This window comes from Microbulbifer maximicatervae (SeqCode) (assembly GCF_056231245.1).
On sequence record NZ_CP174334.1, the window covers coordinates 2,842,444 to 2,860,060 of the forward strand.

13 protein-coding genes are annotated in these 17,617 nt (G+C 45.0%); 2 read left to right on the forward strand and 11 right to left on the reverse strand.

Translation table 11 applies throughout. The features are described 5' to 3' along the window. The 10 genes from ACJJIS_RS12275 to ACJJIS_RS12320 form a co-directional block, all read right to left on the reverse strand. Positions 1-1,131, reverse strand: coding sequence for a hypothetical protein (locus ACJJIS_RS12275; protein WP_475708226.1), 1,131 nt, complete (start codon positions 1,129-1,131; stop codon positions 1-3). Continuing rightward, positions 1,128-2,042, reverse strand: a complete 915-nt coding sequence (locus ACJJIS_RS12280) for an alpha/beta fold hydrolase (RefSeq protein WP_444959618.1) — start codon at positions 2,040-2,042, stop codon at positions 1,128-1,130. The genes ACJJIS_RS12275 and ACJJIS_RS12280 overlap by 4 nt, the downstream gene beginning before the upstream one ends. Beyond that, positions 2,039-4,006, reverse strand: a complete 1,968-nt coding sequence (locus ACJJIS_RS12285) for an NAD(P)/FAD-dependent oxidoreductase (protein WP_475708227.1) — start codon at positions 4,004-4,006, stop codon at positions 2,039-2,041. Before ACJJIS_RS12285 ends, ACJJIS_RS12280 begins: the two co-directional genes overlap by 4 nt. Continuing rightward, positions 4,003-5,865 (reverse strand): acyl-CoA dehydrogenase family protein, encoded by a 1,863-nt coding sequence (locus tag ACJJIS_RS12290; protein WP_475708228.1) that lies wholly within the window; start codon positions 5,863-5,865, stop codon positions 4,003-4,005. The genes ACJJIS_RS12285 and ACJJIS_RS12290 overlap by 4 nt, the downstream gene beginning before the upstream one ends. Further along, positions 5,858-6,877, reverse strand: coding sequence for a hypothetical protein (locus tag ACJJIS_RS12295; protein WP_475708229.1), 1,020 nt, complete (start codon positions 6,875-6,877; stop codon positions 5,858-5,860). Before ACJJIS_RS12295 ends, ACJJIS_RS12290 begins: the two co-directional genes overlap by 8 nt. A gap of 2 nt (positions 6,878-6,879) precedes the next feature. After that, positions 6,880-7,410 carry a hypothetical protein gene (locus tag ACJJIS_RS12300; protein ID WP_475708230.1) on the reverse strand — a complete coding sequence of 177 codons (531 nt, stop codon included), beginning with the start codon at positions 7,408-7,410 and terminating at the stop codon, positions 6,880-6,882. Continuing rightward, positions 7,407-8,240 carry a hypothetical protein gene (locus tag ACJJIS_RS12305; protein WP_475708231.1) on the reverse strand — a complete coding sequence of 278 codons (834 nt, stop codon included), beginning with the start codon at positions 8,238-8,240 and terminating at the stop codon, positions 7,407-7,409. Before ACJJIS_RS12305 ends, ACJJIS_RS12300 begins: the two co-directional genes overlap by 4 nt. Continuing rightward, positions 8,237-9,277, reverse strand: a complete 1,041-nt coding sequence (locus tag ACJJIS_RS12310) for a hypothetical protein (protein WP_475708232.1) — start codon at positions 9,275-9,277, stop codon at positions 8,237-8,239. The genes ACJJIS_RS12305 and ACJJIS_RS12310 overlap by 4 nt, the downstream gene beginning before the upstream one ends. Positions 9,278-9,280: 3 nt before the next feature. Further along, positions 9,281-10,429 carry a type III PLP-dependent enzyme domain-containing protein gene (locus ACJJIS_RS12315; RefSeq protein WP_475708233.1) on the reverse strand — a complete coding sequence of 383 codons (1,149 nt, stop codon included), beginning with the start codon at positions 10,427-10,429 and terminating at the stop codon, positions 9,281-9,283. Between the two features lie 92 nt (positions 10,430-10,521). Beyond that, positions 10,522-11,997 carry a class I adenylate-forming enzyme family protein gene (locus ACJJIS_RS12320; RefSeq protein WP_475708234.1) on the reverse strand — a complete coding sequence of 492 codons (1,476 nt, stop codon included), beginning with the start codon at positions 11,995-11,997 and terminating at the stop codon, positions 10,522-10,524. 880 nt (positions 11,998-12,877) lie between these two features. Here ACJJIS_RS12320 and ACJJIS_RS12325 point away from each other — a divergent pair. Then, positions 12,878-14,410 carry a DUF1254 domain-containing protein gene (locus tag ACJJIS_RS12325; RefSeq protein WP_475708235.1) on the forward strand — a complete coding sequence of 511 codons (1,533 nt, stop codon included), beginning with the start codon at positions 12,878-12,880 and terminating at the stop codon, positions 14,408-14,410. Between the two features lie 22 nt (positions 14,411-14,432). Here ACJJIS_RS12325 and ACJJIS_RS12330 read toward each other — a convergent pair whose 3' ends face one another. Then, complete coding sequence (locus tag ACJJIS_RS12330; RefSeq protein WP_444912791.1) at positions 14,433-15,470, reverse strand: AraC family transcriptional regulator; 1,038 nt, start codon at positions 15,468-15,470, stop codon at positions 14,433-14,435. 115 nt (positions 15,471-15,585) lie between these two features. Here ACJJIS_RS12330 and ACJJIS_RS12335 point away from each other — a divergent pair, with 115 nt between their 5' ends. Next, positions 15,586-17,115, forward strand: a complete 1,530-nt coding sequence (locus ACJJIS_RS12335) for a flavin-containing monooxygenase (RefSeq protein WP_475708236.1) — start codon at positions 15,586-15,588, stop codon at positions 17,113-17,115. The last annotated feature ends 502 nt before the right edge of the window (positions 17,116-17,617 follow it).

The window sequence follows — 17,617 nt, forward strand, 5'->3', positions numbered from 1 at the left end:
TTACTCTCCAGTAACATTTCCTATTTTTAAGTTATTAAATCGCAGCAAGTAGTCCAATGTTAAAGTAAAAACACAAACATGCTGCTCTCGTTCTGAGTATTTTTGCTGCTGTTTTATGGCAGCAGAACTGATCATGGGCGGTATATAGAACCAGACTTTTGCAAGCCAATGGTGTCCATAAAAAAACACCCGCTGAAAAGATTCGTAAATATTACAGATAGGTTTATCACTTATTGAAAGTGCCGGGGGAATTACCCCCTCATCTCCCGAACCTTCAACAATCTCCACCATCTTGCTGGTATTCATTGCCAGTATATTGAGTAAAAACTGGGCAAAAGGCAGATAGAAAGTTTGGAAGGTATAATGTTCCCTATCGAGACTTGATTCTGAGTCCTGCCAGGCTCGATCCAACTCTCCCTGCACCATGACGGTGTAACTTTGTAGATCGATCCCTTCTACGACTCTATTTTTATGAGCCTTATTAAAGATCTTTGCCCGCTTCTCCTTATAGCCAACCGTTAAAGGCAGGCTTTGTCTACCCACTTTTAATTTGGTGCCGCTTGACTCCGCCAAACGATTGGCAATATGAGCATAAAAAGTGGTATCAACAGGCGAGAAAAGCTTAGAGGTTACTTCAGGTAAACTGTTGTAGAGTTTATCGGTAGCTTCTTCAGGAGTTACCAGAGCGGCATCAAATGACCCAGATTGATGATGTTCAGCTGAGAGCCAAATCAGTTCTCTGGCTGATATAACAACATCATCTTCTGGAAAGAGCATTTTAACATTCTGCAAAAGGCTCTTTCTTTCTATGGAGAAACCAAAATACTCAATTTCAATTAAGTAGTGGCAATCTACCGTATCGGCACCAACAGCAGGAAACAGTGATAAATCCTGACCAACAAATAGACGATCGTCCTTCAGGTAATAATAAAGGGGAAATCGAAATGCCTTGCCAACTTGCAAGTGAAAAGTGTTTTTATCACTTCTCTTTATAGTTCCTAAAGATGTCCAATTTTCGCCATGCCCTGCCCCCCAATCGGCATCATTTAAAAATGAACTCAGTGAAACCTCTCCACCGACGGGCAACATTTTTTCTCTCATCAGGGGAGTTTTGCCTTTGCTAGGTCTCATGCAACAGCCCCCTCAGGTTGCCGCACCAAAGTTGTCAACCAGCTGGAAATAGGCTTCGCCGAAGCAGAAATAGCTGACATATGAGTAGCTCTGGGCAGCTCGGTGAGTCCAGCCCTAATATTGGGAGAGAGATACCAGCTCAAAACGGAGTGGAGCACGTGGGTATCAAGTACTTCGTCCTTCTCTCCAACAAAAAAGTGGCAGGGTACATTTAAACTTGCAAAGAGATCTGCGTATCTCTTTACGTTATAGGCGCTGAGCAAGTTAAACGTACAGTCCAAAACTCGCCCCTGATTCCCTGCTGCTGATCCCACCGGGGGAAAGCTCAGCACTGATAACTTCCTCAATGGGGGGAACAAAAGTGCCAGCCAATATTTCAGCATTTTTATTTTTGGCAGATTCTGATCACCAGCCGATGCCCTAGGCCGCGTATAGTGACGCTTCCTTCCGTAACGAATGTAATACTCAAAGCCAGATGCGGGAATATCGTACTTTCTTGTTTCCTCTGACTGAGTCAGAGGCGGTGCTATCGCAAAAAAGCCTGCAATATCTTTACTGCCATATAGGTGCAGATATTTAAGTGCAACCAATGATCCCGCGCTGTGCCCTCCAAGAACAAAGGCCTTAGCCCCTCTTTTTTTGAGGTGTTTTAATAGATCGGCAAGATCGTCTTGCAATTGGTCGGAATAATCGAGATCCCCCGGAACACCTTCACTCTTACCATGGCCTCGCCAGTCCGGCAGACACACACTAATACCGTTTCGGTGTACCATCCGCCCAAACATTAAATACCACTGGCTACTGAACGTGCTCCCGTGCATGCAGACAAGCACCAAGTCAGATTCATCGCATGGCAACCAGCGAAAGGAGAGTTTTTTTCCATCCCGCGCCTGAAAGAACTCCTGAATCACACAACCTCCGAATCCGCATGAGCAGAGTCTAATTCAGTTGTGCGCATAGCTTCACGCTGGTCAATGACCGAATCCATTATGCTATCCGGCTGACTGCGTGCAAAAGCAAGAAATACAGGAACCATACTGGGGATCGCAATATACTCCTGAGTCTGCACCCAGATAGATTTTGCTTTCTTGTTAACCTCAGCAAGTTCTTTATTGGAGTAGCTACCCGCAAGATCCATAACTTCAATCGTATCTGTGTGGAAGGACTCTTCCGATACAATAACGCTCACTGGATCTGCCATATCCTCATTGACTAGATCTGTAAGCTTGATAGATAACTTCTCAAGCAGCCAATTGAGGTCAGCCCCATTCATATTTGGCTTTTGTAAAAGATCAGGTAGGGTAATAGCCTGCTGAACAACCATCCGGTTTGCCAGTTTAGGGAGGTCGAGTCGCGCCTGGACAACACTCAGGAAAACTTCAACCCAAAGTTTGACCCGCAGATCGATTCGCCAACCGTCCCGGCCTTGGGTTCCCATTAAATATACAAAGTACTTATAGTGATCGGCACCGGACTCAAAGAAACCTTCACTATTTCTGCGAAAATATCGATTCTGAGCTTTAAGCTCTTTTGTCGTTTCAACTAAAAGGCGTTGCAGGATTAACTCAAGGGCCATGTATCCACGGCGCAGGTAACTTTTGCGTAGCCAGTACTCCTGATCCAGATAATTACCTGACATATAATCCCAGGCACTCTCCAGGAAATAAGCAGCGGTATTGTAGGCCAGCAAAGGAGAACACAGTTCAGCAGAGTCAATAACCGGGTATACATTTGCTACATGGGCATAAAGGCCCTGGTAAAATTCTGTGACCACTTGATTTGCGATCGGCAATTCTTTTGCAAGCCGCTGCTGAGCTTCATCACGATTATTGTCTGAGATATCGGCAACAATGTACTTACAAATATGGTCATTAAACAGGGCTATCATATCGCCCCCACCACTAAACAGAGGATCAAGGAACATCGAGGAAAATCCGGAGGTAGCCCAGCGGTCCTCAAAGATAAACTCATCCGCTCTATAGGCAAGCTGTCCCCAAGCCTCGAAATCAATAAGCTCGGCGCCTTCCAGAAGCTCTGAAATAGCTCTATAAGCCAACAAAAAATCTAGGAAATCTTGCTTCTTTGTGGGCGGCTTGTCGAATTTACTATTCTCACCAACGATACCTACACTGGTATAGCCACCACTTAAGGGTATAAACCAAACCCAGTAACCATCTCCAGAAAAATGATTCGTTGAAAGAAAGCGTCCAAAGGCCTTCTTTCTCCAATTCATATCTCCCATGGAATCGATATCCTGTATGTTCTTAAACCGACCCCAGGCAGAGAAGTGTTTAGGGACATTCTCAACTCGGGTAAGCTTCTTATGCTTCTTAGCAACCCGATTTCGACCACTGCAATCTACTAACCAGCGGGCGTTAACCACTCCGCTAGCGCCATCTTCCATAAGCTCTATAGAATGGAGTTCATCACCTGGCTGTATGTTAAGATTTTTTGCTTTTACGCCCTGAATAACCTCTATGCCATTCGCCCTATTCATATCGACAAGGTCGGATTCCAATCTGGCCCGGTCAATTTGAAAAGCTGGATGAGGCGGAATACTGGTGGTTCCGTGCTCACTCATCTCTGTTAATGACAGTGTATGCTCAGGGTTATCGTAGAAAAAACGCAGACCATTTTTAGGCAAGTGATTCCTATAGAGATAATTCACCAAGCCCAACTGCTTCATAAAGTAGTGGCCGGTCATCTCCACTGTCGCTTCACCAACTTTGGCCTTAAATTCAGTATTTGCCTCAACAACCAATATGGTTAAAGCATCCTTATTGAGTTTAAGCTGACGGGCCAGGGTTAAGCCAGCCCATCCACCACCGATAATCACTACATCGTAATTGGATTCCAGCTGATCAAGCTTGTTCATGAGACAGCCTCCACATTTGACAATAATGAATTCCAGGAGGAAGCGTCCATTTCACAAAAAGAGTCCTGATCCTGAAGGATATCCAGCACCAGCTTGGTGCGGGGTAACTCATTGCGAATAAAGAATTTAGCACTGACTATTTTCGAGCGATAGAACTCCTCATCAGTATCGTTCAGGTCCTGACTCAACTTATCTGATGACGCGCATGCAGCCTCCAATAAAAGCCAGGCCAAGGTTATATCACCAAGCATATGTAGAATACGTGTGCTATAGGCAGGGATTTTGAACATTTCTTTTGTCTTCACCCATACCTGCACAGCTTTCAGTGCTGCTTCGAAATGTCCAAACGAGGTCTTTAAGCGCTCAAATTCAATCTCAAACTGAGGATAGTCCGTGGCCCGATCGAGGAAATTATCAATTTCTGCCTGATAGAATTGGAATAGCTTACTGGAATTACCCAATCCTAACTTATCGCGGATCAAGTCCTGGCTCTGGATATAATTCGTTCCCTCCCAGATTGCCAGCACTTTAATATCCCGGGCATATTGCTCTATACCCAGATCCTTGAGATACCCCTGACCACCACAGGTTTGAATTGCCAATTCACAGATACGCCAAGCCTGGTCGCTGATATAGGCTTTAACAACTGGAGTTAGCAGGTTCATTAAACCCTGGTAGTGAGCAATGCGATCCTTTTTGTCTTCCTGCCCCTGGTAGATTTTGACTAAGCTCTCTGACAATGTCAGTTTAGCAATCAGTGCTCTACAGCCCTCTACCTTGGATTTCATTTCCAACAACATACGCTGGACATCGGTATGCTCAACGATATTGACCCGGCTTGCGGTAGAGCTAAAGCTCTCGTGAAATCTCTTGCCCTGTAGACGCTTTGTCGAATAGGAAAGTGCATTGTAGTAGGCTGAGGAAGCCATACCCAAGGCGTAGACACCTGTGCTGATACGTGCCTGATTCATCAAGGTAAGAAACTGCAACAAGCCTACATTCTCACGGTTCCCCAGTAGGTAAGCTCTACAGGGGCCATTGTCTCCAAACCTAAGGTGAGTGTTTGCACACCCTTTAAAGCCCATTTTCTCGGCTAGAGAAATGCATTCGATATTATTAAACTCGCCGAGACTCCCATCCTCTTCAACCCAGTACTTAGGCACAATAAAGCAGGACAATCCGTAGGTGCCCGAGCCGCTTTTTTCGCCACGACCCATAACGAAATAAACGGTGTTTTCTGTCAGGTCGTGCATACCGGCACTGATCAGGTATTTTTCGCCCGTTAACAAATAAGTGCCATCTTCCTGTTTCGCAGCGCGAGTCTCTACAAGGGATACATCACTTCCCGCCTGGGGTTCAGTGAGACAGAGACAAGATGTCCACTCTGAGGTGGCTAATTTGTCCCTGAACAGGTCTTTTTGCAGATCGGTTCCATATTTTTCCACCAAGGTGGAGGACGGCAAGCAAAAACCACCATAAGTCATAAAACTTGGATTTGCCCCCATAAACATTTCCAGGAGCATTTGCATTACAAAGGGCGGAATAGTTGTATTTTGTTCGCCCTCAAGTGAGGAAATATTCCCCCAGTCTTCCTTAAACCTCTGCCACATCTCAGGGAATGCGCTCGGGAGCTTTACTTTCCCATTCTCTAACTGGCATCCCTCTCGATCTGAATCCTGGTATCCCGGCCCGAGAATCTCATAAGAGAATTTTTTAGCCCGAACTAAAATTTCATGGAGAATCTCTGGTGAGCACCCTTTAAACATCTGGTCGCTGAACAGAGTTTTAGCTTCATGGAACTGTTCTTCAATAAGGAATTTAAATTCTCTTATATCAGTTTTATAAATATTATTATCCATGTCTTGCTCCTTGATATTCCAACAGCGTACGCCAACTACCTGCACCTAATACCCAGTCAAATATCTGATTGTGTCTTCCACGGTAAATCCTCTTGGGATACCTTAATGCCTCACGAATATGCGAAAGGTAATCCTGGCCTAGAGTGTCACCCAGGTGCTGGGCGGAACTAAAATCTATATAGGCGTCTTCCAACATCAATTTCTCAACATTTACCAGTCTTGAAAGAAATCCCTGAAAATTGGGCGAAGGAATGTCTATTTTCAAGCAACCTACCCTGCCGCCACCCCCTAGAGTTAACAGCCATAGATCAGTCACCTTTTCCTCAATGTAATAACTGATCAATTCAGAGAGAGGTTTAATACTCAAATAGTGCCAGCCGTCCTCTTCAATACTGGGTAACCATGAGGCCTTGTCGCTGTGCGAAAACCCTTTCAGGAGCCCCTTGGCCCATTTCGAGCGGATATCAAAGGATACTACTCGAGTATCATCACTAGAGCTGGTTGAGATTACCTGCTTAATACTCTTTACTAAATCTGGTGCGCCAGATAAAGATGGCGCTTGAGAGAGAATATCGCAGCTGGATATTTGACAGAGATGTGTTTCACAATACTCTCGACAGATCCAGGTAGCCGCCACACCTACAAGAACATCTAAGCCATCTTGATCAGGTCCAACTCCAATTCCCAATGAATCCAGGCACTCTTGTTGCCGCTCTTTGCCCAGTTCGAGATTTAAGATCAAAGCTTCGGCTTCACTACACTTTGAAAAACTCAATACTGCAGCATGGAAGCTGGTGCAGGCGCTACCCACAAATCGAATATTATGCCCACCGTCTTCTAAGTCTGCTATAAACTCTACAACCCGACTATCCTGTAGAACATTAGCCTCTCCCGCAGAAACCACATAGATAAGTTCTGGTAACAAATCATATTGATCCAGGTGTCCTCTCAAGGCATCAAGTAATCGATCAACCTGCCCACCACTGTCTACCCATAGGTTTTTAATAAACATCTTTATGCTGTCCCGTCCATGGTGTTTATTGTTATATCACCGAAACCGCACTCGATAAGTAGTTTAGAAAGCCCCTCAATTAAGAGATCATGGCAATCAATATCCACTGCCAACCTGATTTTCAGCTGGTTTGTTCCCGCTTCAAATGGGTGGCGAACCAAGCTATCTTCAATAGCTATATATCGTTTTCCTTCTCTAACCAATATCGCTTCTTCACCAGCCAGGTCATGAAGCATTAAAACGGTGTCTTGTAATAGAGCACTTGGCATACGCCCACCAGCGGGCATCTGCATTTTTATCAAGATTAAGTCTATATCCAGTTCAGAATCTTCAAAGTATCGCAGAATATCCACCAGTAATTGATAGTGCTCCGAATGATTCAGTAGCACCGGACTGGAATTAACTGGTAGGCTGGATAATGCAAGATAGTCCTGCTCAGTACTCAACGGCAGCATTTGTGCTAAGCAGGATTTCAATGTGTCCGGATAGGGGTTACGTTCGAGACACGTTGATAGCTCAACAGTCTTCATCACGCGGCCTCCATTAGATAGAAGTGACTTTGTTCATCAACGGTAACTTCTACAGTGCAATAATAGCCATTCAATGCAATCGAACAAGCCAGAAAATTTTCTTGCTTGTCAAAGCCTTTTTCAGCGCCTTGGCAAATAATATTCAGCCAGGGATCACTACCAAAACAATGCCCCCATCGATCATGCAAGTCTGGTAACTTTTGATTGGCCGACAACAATTTGGAGAAAATCTGGCGAATATTCTCTGGAAAGAATGGTAAAGATAAAGTCAGGTCATCTCGTCCAACAGCCATTTTTCGGATGACAGTGGCAAATTCCGGAGTTGTATTATAAGTAATCGTGCAGGATGCATTAAGGTTTATACTGTCAAGATTTCGTACTTCAAACAACAGTGTACAGAGACCAAAACCACTATCACCCCAATTTTCATTTTCTCGCCAAAACGTTAGATCTAAAACATTGGCGTCAAGAATACTTACCACTAAGTAGCGCGATTCCGGATTTTGTTTCAGGTAATGTCGAAGGCTATAACCCCAAGATGCACATTCATAGGTATTAACAAAGCTGGTAATTGGCGCTCTTGCATTATCACCGTAATTGAAGTCCTGCTCACTAATCGCCGATGAACTCAAAGGAAGTTCAATCATGGTAGAGCATAAAAAATGGCGATCTATTTTCGAATCTTTTATCTCTGGAGCGGCATCTAATACACTATCTGTCTGTCTTCGGATAATCCTGGCAATATCACCAAAGGCAGTTGAAACATCACTACTGGATGAGACAGTGATACCTTCTATAGGGATAAAAGCTGCAGATCGTAAATACAGGCTCATACCCGCAGCCCCTTAAATTTGCTATATATCTCAAAAAAGCACCGATATGAACTGCCTTCCATTTTTGTGAAAGCCAACAGATCGCGCTGTCGATTCACAGATTTGATCTTTCCTGACAAGACCAGGTTCAGCAAAAGCTCATTGCTGGTAAATTTCGTTGCCAGTACACGGTTTACGCTGTGCATAGAGAAAGTGGTTGCAGCTACCTGCTGATTACACAAATAAATTAGATACTCTATATGAGCCTGATCTTCGCTGGTTAAATGAGCTTCTTTACAGTCATGTAGCCAAAGCACAAAGTGCATTAGTGATTTAACAAAGCGCGGGCGAACCAGTGTTAAAAATCGATTGACGCTACCCAACCCACCTTTGCTCAACAACATATCTTTGGTAATTGATACTTTACCCTTACAATTTCCCAGCTGTAAGGTACCATTTAAAAACGGCTCTCCTACAGTACTCTGCCGTAGTTGGTTACAGAGTTCTGGCGGCAACATCACTGTCAGGGGAAAAGGCCTTCCCGGTTGCTTGGTAACTACCATGGCAAAGCCAAGCTTATGTGCCTCAATGCCGTGGATCTTGTCGACATTCAGTAGCATGTCGCTATCAGTTTCAACCAGCTCTGTCTTCCAACCCATAAGGCTCGGGCCGCCGGGGTCTGTCATAAGGAAGTGGCCGAAAATCCCCTGCTCCACCCATTTATTGACCTGGGCAAGCTGATCATCTGTAGCAGTCAGGCTCAACATAATCGAGCCAAATAGCCCGATCATATTGTGAAAGTGATTATCCAGTCCTTCATCCCGGACAGTGTCAATAATTTGATCAATAACAAAGGTCTGCTCAAACTGCTCTAATGGCTGCTGAACCGAAGCGTCCCTAAGTGGTGCAAGCTCTGTCAAAGGATCTTCGATAATCATTGATGCATCGAATAGCCGAGCACAAGAATTTTCTAACAGCGATTTCAATGTGCTGGGCACTGGTGAAATACTGGATAATTGATTGAGAACAAAACCGCCTACAACCGATTGCATTTCCATGATCTACTCCACCAGATAAGAGTTCGGAGCCGGCAACTTGAGGAAAGGTGCTACGGTATAACTTGCGTTATAGGCACCACATCCATCAAATATGACTAAGTCCCCTTCTCGAAGGTCAATATTGTTGACTTCCCCAATCACATCTTCCTTATTGCAAGAAGTGCCCACTAAAAGGACTTTCTGCCCCTCATCATTCCCTTTTAGAGGAGTCCCATTACGCAAAACATGAGGTTGCTGGAATCGTTTAAAGGTACTTTCCGTTTTCGCCAACAGAAAATTTTGGGCCATTCCCCCATCACATACGGCGTACTTGTCACCGTTAATGGACTTTTTATAGCGAACTTCCGTGACGAAATAACCGGCTGAGCCCATAACTGCTCGACCACTCTCGTGAACTACCTTGATATGATCTGGAAATTCAGCAATCAAATTTCTATATTGCTCAAAATCAAACTCCTGCTCCCGCCAATTGGGGTCAAACCCACCACCTAGATTGGCTAATGACAGAGGGTATCCCAGTATTTCCTCAAACTTATAAACAACTTGTAAAGCCACTTTGGCAGTATCGAAAGCACCTTTATTAAAGGAGTATGAGCCCCTGAACAAATGAAAACCTAAAACTGGAATCTCATGTTTCTTGCAAAAATCCAAAGCCTCAAGGCAGCCATTCCAGTCGAAACCAAAATGATCTTTTCTTAATCCCTTTTGACTCCTATCAAAGTGACTCAAGATTGAGGGGTTAAGCCTTAAAACGACAGGGTTTACTGGCCGCCTTGCCTTCAACTCCTCAACCAAAGCTAATTGATTCAGGTTGTCGATAATTAAATGGCACTTACTCGCAATGGCAGCGCGTATAAAGGCCTTATCTGCCGATGGGTTATTGACAAATCGGGGACTATTCCCTTTGGGAAGTAGATTTAGTTCGCCTATAGATGCAATCTCAATACCGTCTTCAAAGATGTGCCCACAACGAAGTATTAAATCAAGACAACTATTGGCTTTTAGAGAGTATATCAATCCCGTGCCCAGAGCTTCCTTCAGCTGCTTGTAGTTATCGTGAGCAGTTTTAACGGAATAGATATAACAAGGTGTAGATAGCTGTTTCTTATTTTGGCCCAACTGTTGAACCAGCGCATCTGACAGTGCACCCATAACTCCCCCAAGGGTTAAACGTATCGTTTATATTTTTATTAAGTTAGCGTTTTATGTCTTAGGCGGGATCCCACCTAAATATACTCAGATCATTAGGCATGGACTTGTAAATCCTGTTCTAAGCGCTTCCTATCGACCTTGCTATTAGCGGTTAATTGAATTCCATCAACAAACCTGATATCTCTCGGCATGTAGTCAGTATCTATGTTCGCTTTCAGCCAAGTGCGAAACTGCTTCTGATTGTCAACGGTATTCTCATGAAGCTCCACAACACAAGTAGCCACTTCATTCTCGAGCTTATCTTTAGTGCCGATGACTGCATTGATATGCACCAATGGGCACATATCAATATGATTTTCCAAGTCCTTTGGAAACAGGCAAAATCCACCTTGTTTTATTAAGTCTTTTGAACGCCCTTTAAAATAGAAAAAGCCATCCTGATCACGGGTAAAAAGGTCTCCCGTCGCCAACCAGTTGTCGTCCCGATATCTGCCCGAAAAGATTTCTGCACCACCTTGAGCGGCGGGGTTATAGTAGCCTTGCATCACTGCCGTCCCACGAACATAAAGCTCACCTACCTCATCAGCTTTTGCTTCTCTAAATTTACTGACCTCTGAGTGAGGTATAAATACACGTGCATCCAGGCCAGGGATCGGCTTGCCAACTGAACCCATCTTTTCTTCCCAAAGCTCTGGCTCCAAGTACAAGGCTCGCTTGCACTCAGTCAAACCATACATAGAGAAAACATTTAGATTTGGGCAGTACTCCTTCCAGGCGCGAATCATGTACTCAGATAAATGGCCCCCAGTATTGGTGATACTGCGCAGATTGCTGAGATCAGGTTTAACCAAACCCACCAGTTTCACCAGGGCAGCCCCCATTGCTGGCACGATCGGAAGAACAGATATATCCCTCTCTGAAATCGTTTTAAGGGCTTGTATGGGATTAAATGGTTTGTCGTAGAGGATGGTTGTACAGTTGCTATATAGCGCAAATAGTACCTGATAAAGACCGTAGTCAAATGATAAAGGGGATAAGCACAAAATTCTGTCCTGTGCTGTCAGGCCCAAATATTGGGATATTGAGGCCAAGGAGGTCAGAACATTTTGATGGGTAAGCATAATGCCTTTTGGCTTACCAGTACTTCCTGAGGTATAGATCACCAGAGCCAGATCTACGCCTGTGACCACTGGAATAGAAGACACTTCAAACTCTGAGCATTCCTGCTGATAATCGGGCAAGGCCTGAATTTTTCCAGCACGCCATATCGCCTTGGCATTACAGTCTGAAGCGATCATTTTAATTGAAGAATGGCTCAGATCCCCCTTTGCAGGTACAACCACCAACCCCATCTTCCACGCCGCCAACATAATGGCGACCGCCTCTATTTCAGACTGAGTACACACTAAAATGCGGTCGCCAGCACTGAAACAAACTTCTTCATTTGTAAGTGAGAGCCACGCATTCTCACAGTGAGCCGCGGTCAAAACCTCGCCATCCAGATTTTCCAGACGACCTTGCCAACATTTTTCCACAACTTTCTCGAACAGGCTGGCAAGAGAAAACATTTTTAGTCCATTTATTATTCTAAGATTTTTGATCTAGTCCGAATAAGCCTAAAAAAAACTATTCAAACCGGCTACATGGGACGATCATTTTATAAATCGGATGACCCAATAATGACAAGCATTTTCTGTAAAGCTTATGACAACCTCTTTATCAATCCATGAAAAGTTTCATCCTGTTAGAAATTATTCGATCTGACTAAACATTACAAACATTCCAAAAGACAAATAAATCAAGAAGTTAATAAACCCTTTTTCCGATCTCGCACCACTACCAAGTAAAAAAATAGGCAATGAAAAACCAATTTATTCAGGATTTAATTCCATCAAATGACCAAAAAAAAGAAAATAATTTTTTTGGTAGTAAAACCCTATAAAGCCCAAAAAATTTGGGCCGAATGGTCACAAAATAGGATGGGCAAATATTAAAAATTACTCAAACTTATTTCTGAAGGTGGTTTTTGAGAACCATGAAACCTTGAGAGATTTCTTTTACAAGTGATCGGCTACCGGCGCTGAAAGCCAGATAAATATTTGAATGCAAGTTAATGTAATAATTTCGATTACAGAGACCAAATCAGTAGCGGCGTGAAATTACTGACTTCAAGTAAACCTTTAAATCCGGGTCTGCCAGACAAAACATGGGCGCCAGCCTAAATACTACAGACCAATAATTACAATAAAATTGACCTTTTGAATCACCGGCCTCACCAGATCAAAATTAAGCCAAACTTATCGCTAAAGATACCCAAGTTACGCCTGGGGATAGCCATCTTTATAATCCGGCAGTTAACACAAAAAATTGGCACGAAATAACCCCAATAGAGGAAGCAATACCACACACTTACGTATCACGCACGCCTTGCATATAGAGGTAGCTATTTTGATTCGATTACTTCAGTACGCATTTGGGTCTGTCGGAGTTTTTCTTCTGTTAACCAGCTCTCTGCCGCTTTGCGCCGATTTACATCCAGAGACTCTGAAATCAATCAGTACTCCAGATAAGGTGGACAGTAGTATTGGCACCCTCGAATTCCGCGATGGCGCTCCCTACCCCCAGACCGCAGAAAAGCTCTACGACTATTTGGATCATATGCGTGCGGTAGATAGTTTCCTCAAAGGAATTCAGGGAGCATCAGTACATGCTCTGATGAAAGGGGGAAGAGAGCTTGGCGCTAAGTCTGCCAATGAAGTCTTGATTTTCGATCGATTAATGAACTCTGAGTCTCTTTTTCTCACAGGCAATACTTCGACTATCTATACGCTGGCTTTTTTAGATCTAAAACGAGACGGACCAACTGTGTTTCACTCGCCGCCCGACGTTATGGGCGCGTTTAATGATGCGTGGTTCCGCTTTGTTGAAGATATCGGCTCCTCTGGCCCGGATAAGGGGCGCGGGGGAAAGTTTCTGTTACTGCCACCAGACTATAAAGGCAATATTCCCTTCGGCTACATTCCCATCTACCCTCGCTCCTTCCGACTGTGGGTGTTTATGCGCTCGCCAAGTCACCAGCCTTTGCCGGAGGCCGTACAAAACATCAAAGACAACTTGAGAATCTACCCCCTGGCTCAAAAAGGTAACCCGCCAAGGATGGTCTTTATCAGTGCGTCTGGAAAGGCCTTCAACACCATCCACCCTAATGACTATCAATTCTATAAGCACCTTAATGAAGTCGTTCAATACGAGTGGGTTGGGATGCTTAACCCAGAAACGCGCGGCCTCTTTGCCTCAATTGGCATTGAAAAAGGGAAAGCCTTCAGTCCAGATAAAAGAATGACCAAAATTCTTACGGACGCAGTTGCAATTGGTAATGGTATAGCCCGCTCAATTGTTTGGTACCCACGGACAGACAAATCCCTCTCCGATATCAAAATCTACCCAGGCACAGATAGCGCCTGGGTAATGGCGTTTCCCGGCAAGAACATCTTCTTCAATGGCCCCGATGGCAAAACCATTAATAGTGACGCCCGAGTCAGCTACTTCTACCCCTATACCGGTGTCAGCCCAGCAATGACTGCTATTGAACCTGGCAAAGGTTCTGATTACGCCATTGCCTTTGTCGATGAAAACAAAGAGCCTTTTGATGGCTCTAGAAAATACAAATTGCACCTGCCCCCCGATGTACCGGTCAATGCCTTTTGGGCAGTAAATATCTACGACAGCCAAACGCGCTCAATGTTAAAAACCAGCCAACCCTTTCCCGCAGTAAGCAGCCAGTCGAAAGGGATAAGACAAAATTCCGATGGTTCTTATGACGTTTATTTTGGACCCAAGGCGCCAAAAGGGTTTGAGAAAAACTGGCTGGAGACCTTACCTAACAAAGGTTTTTTCGTAATCCTGAGACTGTATGGACCCTTGGGGCCATGGCTGGAGAAAACCTGGCGTCCTGGAGAGGTGGAGCCTACTGAATATTGAAAGAACTGCCCCCTCCAGGCTTTCACGGAGATTCTGGCCGCCCCACAATTGCGCTGCCTGCAAGGCGTATGCGGTGATTCCGGGGAGTCTCCGCAAACCAACGTCGACAAGCTCGCTGAAATGTACTCTGCTCGGAGTACCCCAACAAACCCGTAATCTGCCCCAAGGCCAGATTCGGATCGGATAAGTATCGAGTCGCCAGATCCCGCCGCACGTTATCCAATAGTTCTTCGAACCTAAGCCCTTCCGCAGCCAGGCGGCGCTGTAAAGTTCTGGGGTGGAGCTTCAGCGCCCCTGCCACAGTGCCGAGCTGAGATCTGCCGCTGGGCAGTATTTCACTGAGTAATTGTCGAATTTCTACAGTTAGAGGAACGGGCAGCGTCGCACTCTGCTGCTCCAAATGGTGAATGGCCAATCGCTCAACCACTGGATCGGCAGACTTCAGTGGTGTATCCAGAAATGCAGCTGGGAAGTCCATCGCACAATAGCCCGAGCTAAACAGAACCCCACACCCAAAGTAATTGCAGTAGTCACCCTCTACCATTTGAGGACCATGAGGCAGCAGTACGTTTTGCGGGCAACACTCAGTCTCTACCAACATCCGTATCATCGTCAGCGTATTTCCCAGCACCTGCTCTCGGATCTGGCGATAGCTATTGAGAGCTGGGTCCTGCCAATCAAAAACAATACGTAGTACATCTCCCTCACTTAATGGTTCCAGTTGCATACTGAGGGATGAACTATGAAGAGAAAGAAAGCGCCTAACGGATAGCAAGGCTTGCCGGGGAGTGGCCGCATTGCATGCAACTACACCTATCCCACCCAAGCCTTCCACCCCTTGTCGCGATGCGAGGCACAGCCCCAAATCGGGGCGATCTAACCGGCGTGCTGCAGTTTCCAGCAGGCGCGCGACCTCAACAAATGATACCAAGCGGGAATCCGCCGGGCTGATATCACAAGGCATACCGAACTCGGCCAAGAAGGCTTCCCCCCTGCCCCCAAGCTGCTCCACGAATTCACTGAAACCGGAAAGAATACTGACTCGTACAAGGCTACCCATAACTTGCTCCCCATCTTTGTGGCGCGGAAAGACAATTATTTGTCGCAATCTAACAATAAATCACGGGCACATCTACCCAGTCTATAAGGCATAGAAATTTGCAGGGATAGGGATTGTGAAATCGACTCATTTCGATGTATTAATTATCGGCGCGGGACTCTCAGGGGTAGGAATGGCTTGTCATTTGAGTCGCGAATGCCCCAGGCGCAGCTTCGCCATTATCGAGCGTCGGGCACAAGTCGGCGGCACCTGGGACCTCTTTAAATACCCGGGCATTCGATCTGATTCCGATATGTACAGCTTCGGCTATGACTTCCAGCCCTGGTCCGGCGAGAAAATACTCGCGGATGGCCCATCTATCCAAAAATATATTGAAACCACCGCAAAGCAATACGACGTTAAAAAGAGAATTCACTTTGGAATAAATTTAACTACGGCGAACTGGTCCAATACAGACCGAGCTTGGACTCTGGAAGGTCACAACACCGAATCTGGCAGCCCAGTGAGATATACCTGTAGTTTTCTGATTGCCTGTACTGGGTATTACGACCATAAAGAGGGCTACTTGCCGCAATATCCAGGTATAGAAAACTATCAAGGAAAACTGATTCATCCCCAACATTGGCCAGAAAATCTGGACTACCGCAGCAAGCGTATTATCGTAATCGGCAGCGGCGCTACCGCTGTTACCCTGGTCCCTTCGCTCGCAACCACCGCCCAACATGTCACCATGTTGCAACGCTCCCCAAGCTATATCATTTCAGTTCCATCTATCGATAAAATCTCTCGTGTACTATCAAAATTTCTGCCAGCACCCTGGGTCCACAGGCTAGGACGCTGGCGCAATATCAAGTTACAGCGCTGGATTTTTAAAGCTGCTAAGCGCTGGCCTAACTTTATTAGAAAGTTACTATTAAAAGATGTAAGAAAAAGCCTTCCAGCTAATTACGATCTCAGTCACTTCGATCCCAGTTACAACCCCTGGGATCAACGTCTCTGCGTTGTACCCGATGGAGATCTGTTCTCCTCAATCTGCTCAGGAAAAGCTTCTGTTGCCACCGGTGAAATAGAAACTTTCTCAGATAAGGGTATCCTGCTTACGTCAGGGCAACAATTAGACGCAGACATTGTTATCAGTGCGACCGGATTAAAGTTACAAGTGCTAGGAGGTATCAAGCTCTGTATTGATGGTGCACCGGTAGCAGTCAATCAAAAGCTGACTTACAAAGCAGTGCTAATGGAGGGGGTTCCTAACATCTCATGGGTATTCGGCTATACCAACGCTCCCTGGACTCTTAAAGCAGACATTACCGCTCGCTATATTTGCCGATTATTCAAGTATATGGAAACAAATAACTTTCAAGTGTGTACAGCGATAGATAGCGAAGGCAGTTCTGAACAAGGTTCGGTAATGAGCAGCCTGGACTCTGGCTATGTAAAACGGGCAAATGGAGAACTTCCCAGGCAAGGTAAGCGCTATCCATGGCGCCTGTTAAATAACTATGAAGAGGACTGTAAGATACTCCTTGATTCAGCGATTGAGGATGAATTTTTAACTTTTTTGCCCCACCAAATTGACACCGAGAAAACTCAAAAGGCACAAGATAAAAACAACATATCCTCTATCGAAGTAAGCAGTATTTAAATTTCAGGTAGCATTAAGAATGCGAGCCTCGGCTCGCATCTATTTTACTTTTCATCAGGTAGACGGATATAGAGGCCGCACAAAATCCCTAACTCCAAGCTCAGACTAAAACCCCATAGTGAACAACCGCTATCAACATAATTTGACCTAACAGTCGCGCCTCACAAAAAAGTAACAAACACTTCTAATTAATCCGCCACCGATGCCTTCTCGAAATTCGTTACGGGCTTCACGTAACCATATAATCTTGGGGTAGCAAATCCGAATATTAGGTCACCAGACGGGATGGCTTACTGTGAGAGCTGTGAGTATTTTTTTAATTTTGTCCTCGCTATCAATAGCTTCAATGGCGTCTTCTGTAAGTATACAACTAGAAAACTGGGACAGAATTTGTCAAATTCAAGTTACCGGCGGAAAAAACCCGTCGTTCACAAATTTTCAAACATTTAATAACATTAAGAGAGGCTGGTCAATTTCCAAGCCCTATCAAATATGCTATCGC

Bases quoted from the DNA above. Each gene is read 5' to 3' on its own strand.
- ACJJIS_RS12275 (WP_475708226.1), bottom strand. From the start codon at position 1,131: ATGAGACCTAGCAAAGGCAAAACTCCCCTGATGAGAGAAAAAATGTTG.
- ACJJIS_RS12285 (WP_475708227.1), bottom strand. From the start codon at position 4,006: ATGAACAAGCTTGATCAGCTGGAATCCAATTACGATGTAGTGATTATC.
- ACJJIS_RS12290 (WP_475708228.1), bottom strand. From the start codon at position 5,865: ATGGATAATAATATTTATAAAACTGATATAAGAGAATTTAAATTCCTT.
- ACJJIS_RS12295 (WP_475708229.1), bottom strand. From the start codon at position 6,877: ATGTTTATTAAAAACCTATGGGTAGACAGTGGTGGGCAGGTTGATCGA.
- ACJJIS_RS12305 (WP_475708231.1), bottom strand. From the start codon at position 8,240: ATGAGCCTGTATTTACGATCTGCAGCTTTTATCCCTATAGAAGGTATC.
- ACJJIS_RS12310 (WP_475708232.1), bottom strand. From the start codon at position 9,277: ATGGAAATGCAATCGGTTGTAGGCGGTTTTGTTCTCAATCAATTATCC.
- ACJJIS_RS12315 (WP_475708233.1), bottom strand. From the start codon at position 10,429: ATGGGTGCACTGTCAGATGCGCTGGTTCAACAGTTGGGCCAAAATAAG.
- ACJJIS_RS12320 (WP_475708234.1), bottom strand. From the start codon at position 11,997: ATGTTTTCTCTTGCCAGCCTGTTCGAGAAAGTTGTGGAAAAATGTTGG.
- ACJJIS_RS12330 (WP_444912791.1), bottom strand. From the start codon at position 15,470: ATGGGTAGCCTTGTACGAGTCAGTATTCTTTCCGGTTTCAGTGAATTC.